Origin of the sequence: Candidatus Contendobacter odensis Run_B_J11 (assembly GCF_000531125.1) — a bacterium.
Taxonomy (GTDB): Bacteria; Pseudomonadota; Gammaproteobacteria; order Competibacterales; family Competibacteraceae; genus Contendibacter; species Contendibacter odensensis.
In genome coordinates, this window is the sequence record NZ_CBTK010000258.1 from 1 (window position 1) to 9,910 (window position 9,910).

The following is a 9,910-nucleotide window of genomic DNA, read 5'->3' on the forward strand; positions in this document are numbered from 1 at the left end:
ATCAGCACCCAAAGGCGGCTTAAGCGCGGCTTGTTGGAAAGCGAAAAACGAGGGGCACCTCACTCGGCCATTTCGATGGAGGGAGCGATGATCAGCCCGCCCGCGTTGGGCATCCGTAGCCGCAGATCATCCAGTTTTTGGGCGGCGGACTCGATCATGCTGGCCTGATAGCCGGTCGCCAGCGGAGTTTGCTTATCGGCCTGATATTGCGGAGTACAGGCCAGCCGGTAGAAGTCGAGCACCCGCTGCAAGCCGGGAATGCGGGCCAGCGGTCGGGGCAGCGTCGCCGGCTGCTGGCCGGAAATTTGAACGGTTTGCCCGCCGTCGAGATCGAGGGTAAAGCGACCCTCATGGCGATGGAAGGTCACCGGGCGGCAATAGCCGAGATCGACCGCTTCCCCGTAGGTCAGGGTGTAGGTTCCGCCTTCGGGATAGTCAATCGCGCCGGCGTCATCGTAGGGCAGCCACACCGATTCCGCGCCATCGGAGCGGATCGGGGTGCCGGTCAGCACCAGGGTAAATTGAGCGGCGGCAAAGGCGCTATCGGCCCCTTCGCCCCAGGCGGCCTGTACTGCGGCGTGGTGGTGTTCGTCGCAGATCACCAGCACCCGAGCGGCGCCGCACATCGCCTGTAACGCATCCTGCAACCCTTGAATCGCGGCCCAGGTGGCGCAAACATCCAGCCCCAAGCCGTGGATGTCGCCGTCCCGTGCGGTGACTTTGCTCATGTAGCGCCCGGTGACCTGACGGAAGTCGTCGGCCCATTGGTTGACCACTTCGGCGCGGGGAGCAATGACGATCACCCGGTCAATTTCGCCGAGCGCCAGCAAGGTCTGGGCGATGACGCAGGAGACCCGGGTTTTGCCCGCGCCCGGCGCGGCGTTGATCAGAAAGCGGCGATCCTGACGGGCTTCGACCAGCCAGGTCAGGGCTTTGCGGAGCGCGTCCTGTTGCCAGGGGCGGAGTTGGGGCTGGGGCATCTGGGCGCCTTTCCTTTGGTTGCACGGCCTGCACAGGGCTTGGCCGTTCTGAAGCAGGGTGGGTCCGCCGTGGGCGAACGGAATCCGGTGATCGGCGTGAAAATCGGGTTCAAGCGGTTGACCGCACTCGGCGCAGCGGCCCGCCGCGACCCAGGCCAGAATTCGGCGCTGCCGGGTGGAAAAGCAGCGCTTCACGTTTTTACCCAATACTCCGTCAGTTGCATCTCGCGTACTGGCAAGTTGGCGGGCGGTTGCAGCACGGCGTATTCGTTGATTCGCCGTACTGCCGTGGCGTAAGGCACCCAGCGCGATTCGATCATCCAGCCTTGGCGGCGCATTTCAGACATCAGGCCGGTCAGGTTCGAGACGCCGTACAGCACCAGTGCTTCCAGTCGGGTGATCGGTTGGCCGGCGGCAAGGTGTTCCCGCACCGCTTGGGTCATGCCGTGTTTGATGAGAGCCATACGCTTCCCCAGGCCGCGCAATGGGCCTTGTCGTGGTGGAATTCATTGAAACGCCTGCCAATCATAGAGATCGTAATCATGCGCATACACATGGTTTAGAACGCCCCAACCGCCGTCCGCCATCACTTCGCACAGGTCTCGTTCCTCAAAGGGAATCCTGTCCGTCATCCTTTCGGAGTCGAGGGGATCCTCCTCATCCCTCAACAGGCTGACCAGTGTCGCCGCCCGCTCCAGTAATTCCCCGGCGCTGAACTGGTCGCCTAAGGCTTGGCGCAATTCCTGGAATACAGCGCGGACTTGCTGCGGTCGGTTCATCTCATTCTCCCCGGCTGGTTGTCGCTGGTCTCTACTCGTTACAACGCAGCGGGGAAGGGGATTTTTAAAAATTTCGACCGGTACGATGAACCTAAGCTGCCGTTTCCGGAAACTGCTTGAATCCTAAGTTTCCGGGAACAATCTGGGGAACAACCTTTCAACGGCATGGAGCGGGAAGCGCAGAGAAACTGGTCCCTTGGGCGTATCGGAGCCGAGGATGCCGTCGCTGATCAGGGTGGAGAGCAAGGTTCGGGCGGTTCGCTCGCTCAAGCCGGTGATCCGGTCGGCTTCGCCACGCGCCAACTCTCCACGCAGTAGAACCGACTCCAACACCGTGAAGGCTTCGACCTTGAAGGCTTGTTGATCAACGTAAGCTTTGAGTCGGGAGGCGAGGGTGTCCAGGGCAAACAGCCCTTCCATGAAGGTGACTTGGTCAATACCCACTTTCAGGAACCACGCAACAAACTCGTGCAGGGCTTTCAGGGAGAGATTGCCCCGTCCATCCCAATCGCCCTGTCGGGGGGTATCCGCGTAATCCATCATGCGCGGGTAGTCGCTGCGACTTTCCAGCCCCCGCGCCAGGCCGCGTGACACGGCCCACAGGCCATGTGCACCGATCCCCGCCTGTAACGCCATCGCATGACTCATGAGTCGGCTGACTCGCCCATTGCCATCGGGAAACGGATGGATGTAGTTCAGGCGGTGATGCGCCGCTGCCATGGCGACGATGCGACTGCCTTTGCCCAGTGGTTGGAAACGGTAGCGCCAGGCGAAGTGATCCATGAACGCCGGGACGTGCAGGCTGGACGGTGGCCAATGGCGGCCCACTGTGACTTCATGTTCAGGAGCGGAGCGCAAAGCACCCGGCTCCATGCGGAAGGTTCGCCCCGTTCCTTGGAGCAGAAGCAGCGCTTCCGGGGCGTCCTCGTAGAAAGCGCGATGCAGCTCGCAGAGGAAGTTCAGCGAGGCCGGTTCCGTGAGTTGGCCGGCGGCGGATTGTCGGTCGATGTCACGCTGAACCCGGATGTGCGCCCGTGCTTCCAGTTGCAGGTTGCGCCGATCTTCGGTGGGGGCGAGTTGGTCAGCGAGCGCTTGTTCGATCTCTCGCGGGGTGGTGTTGTGGCCTTCAATCCGGTTGGAGTAGTAGCAGTTCATGACCCGCACCAGGTCGGCCAGGCTGGCGGCGGTTCGGGGGTGCAGCCGTGCGCCAAGCCGTTCTGCCGCCGCAGCGAGGGTGGCGATGAGATCGACGAGTTCGGGGCTGGTTTGCTCCAGCAGGCAGGGTTCGATCCGTGAGGGGGTTTCCAGCAGGGTAGTCATGGCCGATCTTTGCAGTTTTCAGGTTATTGATTTTTCAATGATAACCCAATCATTCGATCGATATTTCGCCGATCAGGCTGCCGATTAGCTTGGGTTCGCTATCTCCTTGTGCTGTCAGGGATTTATGCAATCCAAAGCGTCTTTTTTTGCCGATCTGGGTCAGTCACAAAGCCCTATTAGCGGGCGGGGTGTTTCGGAGAACCGTACTTGACGATCACGCGGCGAAACTGGCGGAGTCACAAAGTCCTATTAGCGGGCGGGGTGTTTCGGAGCAAGTATAATGTCTTCAGTACGCTGAAGCATATTATGTCACAAAGCCCTATTAGCGGGCGGGGTGTTTCGGAGTTCATGGCCTTGGCCGAAGAACATGCCGCCATGCAGGTCACAAAGCCCTATTAGCGGGCGGGGTGTTTCGGAGTTGATCGTTGGCTAACTAAGCAGCAACCGAAAGATGGGTCACAAAGCCCTATTAGCGGGCGGGGTGTTTCGGAGAAGTTTATTTCAAAGATGTCTAAGATAGCCCTTAAGCGTCACAAAGCCCTATTAGCGGGCGGGGTGTTTCTGAGTTTAGTCTCGCATTGTTGATCTTTAGGTTAAGATGCCGTCACAAAGCCCTATTAGCGGGCGGGGTGTTTCGGAGAAAATATCTTTTATTTTCAAAATGATATGTTGCATAGTCACAAAGCCCTATTAGCGGGCGGGGTGTTTCGGAGAAGGCTACTCCATCGCTGGTGGTATCGAGTACGTTAGTCACAAAGCCCTATTAGCGGGCGGGGTGTTTCGGAGCTCGCTTGTCTGCCAGCAACCGAGATGGTTACGAGAGGTCACAAAGCCCTATTAGCGAGCGGGGTGTTTCGGAGATGCTACTAACGGTAGTATCACGACCCAGGTTAAAGGGGTCACAAAGCCCTATTAGCGGGCGGGGTGTTTCGGAGCTGTTTTAGGATTTACGGTCGTTCTGTCTTATGAAGGTCACAAAGCCCTATTAGCGGGCGGGGTGTTTCGGAGAAAGACGATTCATATTGTTGGGAATATGGCGGACATGTCACAAAGCCCTATTAGCGGGCGGGGTGTTTCGGAGTCATCGGCGCTCAACAGCTATGGAAGCTCGATTTTGGGTCACAAAGCCCTATTAGCGGGCGGGGTGTTTCGGAGAATGAAACTCACCAGCGGTGACAAGACCGTCGAGATGTCACAAAGCCCTATTAGCGGGCGGGGTGTTTCGGAGTAGGTGATCGAGTGGATTTCACGACTATTATTCTAGGGTCACAAAGCCCTATTAGCGGGCGGGGTGTTTCGGAGTAATGAAACTTATCTTGAATATCAATGGATTGATGGGTCACAAAGCCCTATTAGCGGGCGGGGTGTTTCGGAGCGATTGGTGCTGAATTATGGCATGGAGAATCAAGAAGTCACAAAGCCCTATTAGCGGGCGGGGTGTTTCGGAGTCATCATTCAAGAAGCTGAAGTGAAGACGGCTTCTTTGTCACAAAGCCCTATTAGCGGGCGGGGTGTTTCGGAGAACACGATGGTTTCGCGCATGAACTAAGGAATGCTGGGTCACAAAGCCCTATTAGCGGGCGGGGTGTTTCGGAGAAGTATTCGGCTTGTACTGTTCCGCCCCGGCATTGTCACAAAGCCCTATTAGCGGGCGGGGTGTTTCGGAGATATGAATCCTGATTTCTTCTTCAGGATAAGATTAGGTCACAAAGCCCTATTAGCGGGCGGGGTGTTTCGGAGCCCTCGATCACCACTTCGCGCACCACGATGCGTTTGGTCACAAAGCCCTATTAGCGGGCGGGGTGTTTCGGAGCCCGAATCCGAAGCGAGCGCAAGACTAAGATCATCCATTGTCACAAAGCCCTATTAGCGGGCGGGGTGTTTCGGAGTACGTTTGAAAGCAGAGTAGCCGCCCTGAGGAAAGGTGTCACAAAGCCCTATTAGCGGGCGGGGTGTTTCGGAGAAGTTGCTAAATTCAAGACGCTTTAGCGGATTGAATGTCACAAAGCCCTATTAGCGGGCGGGGTGTTTCGGAGATCTTCAACCGTCTTCGGGCAACCTGCGGGTCAGGGGGGCACAAAGCCCTATTAGCGGGCGGGGTGTTTCGGAGCTTGCGTAACATCATAGGCCCGCGAAAGCGGGTTTTTGTCACAAAGCCCTATTAGCGGGCGGGGTGTTTCGGAGCCTATCGCTGAACCCGTTGCTGAAAACTGGACGGACGGTCACAAAGCCCTATTAGCGGGCGGGGTGTTTCGGAGTTTGCAGACGATGCTATGGAACTAAAGGATTGGTATGGTCACAAAGCCCTATTAGCGGGCGGGGTGTTTCGGAGCAACCACCTTGTTGCTCGACGTAGGCGGTGTATACGATGTCACAAAGCCCTATTAGCGGGCGGGGTGTTTCGGAGTTTGGCTATCGCCACATTGTGAGATGCGGTAGAGTTGGTCACAAAGCCCTATTAGCGGGCGGGGTGTTTCGGAGGGCGAAAAGTCTAGTCGCCGCATTTCAGTTGGGCACGTCACAAAGCCCTATTAGCGGGCGGGGTGTTTCGGAGTGCTGCCGGCGAACAGGGTATCGCCGACGAAAATAGTCACAAAGCCCTATTAGCGGGCGGGGTGTTTCGGAGGAATCAACGATTTTTGGTTCACGCAAGATGTTGATGTCACAAAGCCCTATTAGCGGGCGGGGTGTTTCGGAGAACGCAAATCGGCCTCTTGGAAGTGTTGATCGGCCTTGTCACAAAGCCCTATTAGCGGGCGGGGTGTTTCGGAGTCCGGGTCACACAGGAAGGGACGACGGCGGTAAGGTCACAAAGCCCTATTAGCGGGCGGGGTGTTTCGGAGAGCATTCAGCCGCAGGCTCAAAGCGGCGCGTAAAAAAAGCTGAAGCGTGGGCTACCATCTCGATGAGAACCTCGCAAGTCCTTATTAAAAATAGAAACCTTGACGACTATAGCAAAACAATCCACCCGCCGCACTGTCCCCCCAACACGACAAAATGACTAAAATTTCGCCATACGATCACGACCGCAACGAATACCCTTTTTACCCATTTCCTAACCCATCCCAAAGCAAAAATCATCAATAAATCAATTATTTGTCATGCGATCGGTCACTGAAGCTGTTTTCTCACAACCCCTTGAAATAAATCAGCTTTCAATCAAGAACCTCGCACACCCTCACGACGGATCGCATCGCTCATCGGCCCAACGCGCTTAACGCCAGCGGTCGAAACTCATAACTCGGTTCATCCAGATACCGGGCAAATTCTCCCACCTGCCGATGAATAATTTGCCGATAGGGATGGTGTTCACCCTGCCACAACACCGGCTCCTGCATCAGCGTCTCCCACGCCGCATAGAGTTTGCCGCGCCGCCCATCCCCCAGCCAGCACGCTCCCTCCGCATCTTGCTGAAAATCGGCCAGCTCCAACTCATGCCGCGCCAGTCGCAACGACAACCGATCCACCAAGGGCCGCAACGGCTCCATCAAATCCAGCGCACAGGACGGTTGGCCGCCATCGCTGGCGTGAAACACCCCGGCGAACGGGTCCAGACCATAGCCGTGCAACGCGCTCCGCACCTCCCCCAGCAACAATGTATAGCCCAGCGACAACAGCGCATTCACCGGATCAGGAGCCGGATGATGATGCCGCCCGAAGAAAGTAAACGGCGACCCCTGCAACAGCGCCCCAAATCCGGCGAAATAAGCCCGCGCCCCGCTGCCCTCAAATCCCCGCAGATGAGCCGCGTTCTCCGCCGTCTGCGCCGCCGCGATGGATGACTCCAATCCCGCCGCTGCGGGCGACTCGTGCAAACGCAGCAACCAGCGCTGATTCCGCAGCTTGGCCGTAATCAACGCCCGTGCTGCCGGCAGCGCCGCCGCCTCATCCGCCATCAGCGCATATTGCCGCGCCCGTCGCCGCACCTGGCCGCCGCACTCGCCCTGAACATGACCGTGCAACCAACCGCTCCGGCTCAACAACGTGGTCGGAATCCCTCGCTCCAGTAGTGCATTCAACGCATCCGCCGTCAACTGCACCCGCCCGTAGATCAGCACCCGATCCACCTGCTCCAGCGGGAAACCGCGCTCGCCGCCCTCCCGATCCTTCAGCACCAGTTGCCATCCCTCACGCCCCAGCCGCGCCCCCGGTTGATCCAGATACAAAGTACACATCATCGTCTCCTCCGCTCACTCCGCGATCACGAACGCTACCGGTTCCAGCGCCACCGGCTGCACTCCTGGCCCGTGCGCCTCTGCTGACTGAATCAGGAACCAATCCAGCCGATCCCCCGCCTCCAGCTTCTGCTCCGCCAACAACTGCGCCAGCCGCGCCTTGCGCCGCCCATCCAGCGGACACACAAACACCGACTTCTGCACCGGCGCGCCAAAACCCCGCAACACCCGATGTACTTGCAACCGGCGCCGGTTATCGCTGATGTCATACGCTACTACCCAAGTCGCCATGTGGCTTTTCCGCCGATGGTCTACCCTTTCAATAGTTAACAACGACCACCGCCTCAGGATTTTCAACGCGATCCGTTTTAAAAATTCGCCTCGGTGCTGCGTTGATAGGGATAGAGCGAATCCACCGACCCAAGGAATCCCCGAACCGATGTCCGCCCTTGCCGCATTACGCACTCCTGATGATGACGCCCACAGCGTCCAGATCGCCCTGCGCACCCTGACCCCGCTGTACACCGGTGGCGTCGGCCAGCATGGCGATCAAATCCATCCCTCCGGCCTGCTCGGCGGCGTGCGGCGCTTCTCGTGCTTGCTGGCTGCGGCTATCGGCGACCCTGGCTTTGAACACGCAGTTTGGGGTACGTCAACGGATGCCAAGGAGCATCACGCCAAGCGGATTGCCTTGCGAGTGGATGCCAGCGGCCTGGAAAAAATCAATCCGGTTGCCGGTAATGGCCGCCTCAACTGGCCGCGCCCCGACGGGAAACCCCGACAAGGCTGGTACTACAACGTCGCCCACGAAGGTGCTTTGCGCCTGACGCTGACCCGGCGCGGCATCAGCGATCCGCATTGGCAATTACTATTACTGGCGCTATGGATTCAGATCCGCCACGCGACCTTCGGCAGCCGGGATCAGTGGGGATTGGGAGTGCTGGCTACTGACGCGCTGCCCGACGTGGAACCGCTGAAACCATCAGCAGCCGCCGCGCCGTTGGCCGAAAAACCCGGCCTGCATCGCGCCCTGTTCGCCGAAATTCAATTCAGACGCCCGTTGCCGCTCAACTGGTCGGCCCGGCTGGAACAGGGTTTGCGCTGGCGGGAACATCTGCGCGGCAGTTTTCGCAACGCGGATGAGGATGCTCCGCTGCGGCATTACCTGTTCGGCAACCTCGGCCAATACGGCGGCGCTATCAACCTATCGGCGCTGTACCCGCAGGGCAACAACGGCTGCGCTTTGCGGATTTGGGGTGATTCCGCATACCACGCCGCCCCAATTCGCAGATCAGCGTGGCCAAATTGTGCAAACGCTGCGGCAGGCGATTCAGCAGGGACCGGAGGCAGTTTGGCCGGGAGAGCGTCGGCTCATCTGGCACGACGGCGCGGCGCATCAGGCTGATTTAACCACATGGATCAACCGACTGGCGGGAGTAGCCGCATGAGCTTCGATATGCTGGCCGATGAGGCTTTTCAACCCCAAGCCGGTGACTGGCTCCAGCAGGGGGCGCGGTTACGGCGCGATGTTCGCTGCAACGCCGACCTGACTGCCAAGCGCACCGTTTTTTTGCATGAATACGCCATCGCCAACGCTAACGGAATGGGTCAGGGCGAAGCCGCAATCCATCACTGCCAAAACCCCGCACTGCTCCCGACCGGATTAAATACCGCTGCCCGCCCGATGGAACGTGCGCTGGCTGGATTCCCTCGCTACAGCGCCCGGCTGCTGCTGAGCTTCCGCCTGCTGACTCCGCTGCTGACCAAGGACGATGATCCCTTCTATCTGTTTGATAACCCGGCCCGCAAAGACCATCTACTCGGTCTGCCCTATCTGTCCGCCGCCAGTCTCAAGGGCTTGTCCGCCGATGCCTATCAACGCGCCTTTCCCAATCGGCAACCCTGGCTCGAACTCGGCAAAGACGATCCTGACCGTACCCGCGCCTTTCGCCATGCCGATCCCCACGCTAAACGGCTGTTCGGCATCGCCGACGACGGCGTGAAGATCGAAAACGAGAAGAATCCAAGCGAAGCTGGGCGGCTGCATTTCTCGCCGGTCTGGTTCAATAACCTGCAACTGTTGGTCATCAACCCAAGCAAAGCGGAAACCGCAATGGGCACGCAACCGATTCATTTTGAGGCCGTCGCCCCTGATCAAACCGGTGTGCTGGAAGTGGTCTACTTTAACCCACACGGCATAAAGGACAGCGACGAAGCCACGGTTCGCGCCGATTTAGCCCGCTGGCTGGCGGCGGTGGCCAGTTGGTGGCCGGTATTGGGTTTGGGCGCAAAACGACTGGCCGGGTATGGAGCGATTGAAATCCTCAAGGTGGAATTGCAAGCGTTGGATTGGACGGGCATGGCTGCCGCCGCCGCTTCAACAACCACCGCCGCGCCAGTTAAAAAAGAACCGCCACCCTATTACCCTGATTATTTGCTCGATGGCGCACCGATCACCCAGGACGCATTCGACGCCAAATTGCAAACCGAACTGGAAAAATTGGATGCGGACATCAAACGGCTCAATGATGAAACCCATAGTAAAGACGCCAAAATCCGCAAGCGGGCGCAACGGGAACATATCAAGGCCACGAATCTGAGGTGCCCCTCGTTTTTCGCTTTCCAACAAGCCGCGCTTAAGCCGCCTTTGGGTGCT

At 58.5% G+C, this 9,910-nt stretch carries 8 protein-coding genes and 1 CRISPR repeat array; of the genes, 2 read left to right on the forward strand and 6 right to left on the reverse strand.

Going from position 1 to position 9,910, the window contains the following annotated elements:
* Positions 1-59 precede the first annotated feature (59 nt).
* From BN874_RS15130 to cas2, 6 genes are all read right to left on the reverse strand, one after another.
* Positions 60-1,175 carry a DEAD/DEAH box helicase family protein gene (locus tag BN874_RS15130; protein ID WP_195912208.1) on the reverse strand — a complete coding sequence of 372 codons (1,116 nt, stop codon included), beginning with the start codon at positions 1,173-1,175 and terminating at the stop codon, positions 60-62.
* The gene (locus tag BN874_RS15135; protein WP_034435024.1) at positions 1,172-1,444 is read right to left on the reverse strand and encodes a helix-turn-helix domain-containing protein; all 273 of its coding nucleotides are present in this window, start codon (positions 1,442-1,444) and stop codon (positions 1,172-1,174) included. Before BN874_RS15135 ends, BN874_RS15130 begins: the two co-directional genes overlap by 4 nt.
* Positions 1,445-1,486: 42 nt before the next feature.
* A complete protein-coding gene (locus BN874_RS15140) occupies positions 1,487-1,759 on the reverse strand; it encodes a hypothetical protein (protein ID WP_034435025.1) in 273 nt (90 codons plus the stop codon).
* 123 nt (positions 1,760-1,882) lie between these two features.
* Positions 1,883-3,070 (reverse strand): Fic family protein, encoded by a 1,188-nt coding sequence (locus tag BN874_RS15145; protein WP_034435039.1) that lies wholly within the window; start codon positions 3,068-3,070, stop codon positions 1,883-1,885.
* Positions 3,071-3,241: 171 nt separating this feature from the next.
* Positions 3,242-5,922: a CRISPR direct-repeat array (repeat unit 37 nt; unit sequence GTCACAAAGCCCTATTAGCGGGCGGGGTGTTTCGGAG).
* Positions 5,923-6,276: 354 nt separating this feature from the next.
* A complete protein-coding gene (cas1, locus tag BN874_RS15150; protein ID WP_081756427.1) occupies positions 6,277-7,257 on the reverse strand; it encodes a CRISPR-associated endonuclease Cas1 in 981 nt (326 codons plus the stop codon).
* Between the two features lie 12 nt (positions 7,258-7,269).
* Entirely contained in the window at positions 7,270-7,545 is a 276-nt protein-coding gene (gene cas2, locus BN874_RS15155) for a CRISPR-associated endonuclease Cas2 (RefSeq protein WP_034435030.1), read from the reverse strand.
* 148 nt (positions 7,546-7,693) lie between these two features.
* Between cas2 and BN874_RS15160 the strand changes: the two genes are divergently transcribed.
* A complete protein-coding gene (locus BN874_RS15160) occupies positions 7,694-8,659 on the forward strand; it encodes a hypothetical protein (protein ID WP_034435036.1) in 966 nt (321 codons plus the stop codon).
* 39 nt (positions 8,660-8,698) lie between these two features.
* The coding region (locus tag BN874_RS15165; RefSeq protein WP_034435037.1) for an RAMP superfamily CRISPR-associated protein at positions 8,699-9,910 on the forward strand (1,212 nt) is incomplete at its 3' end.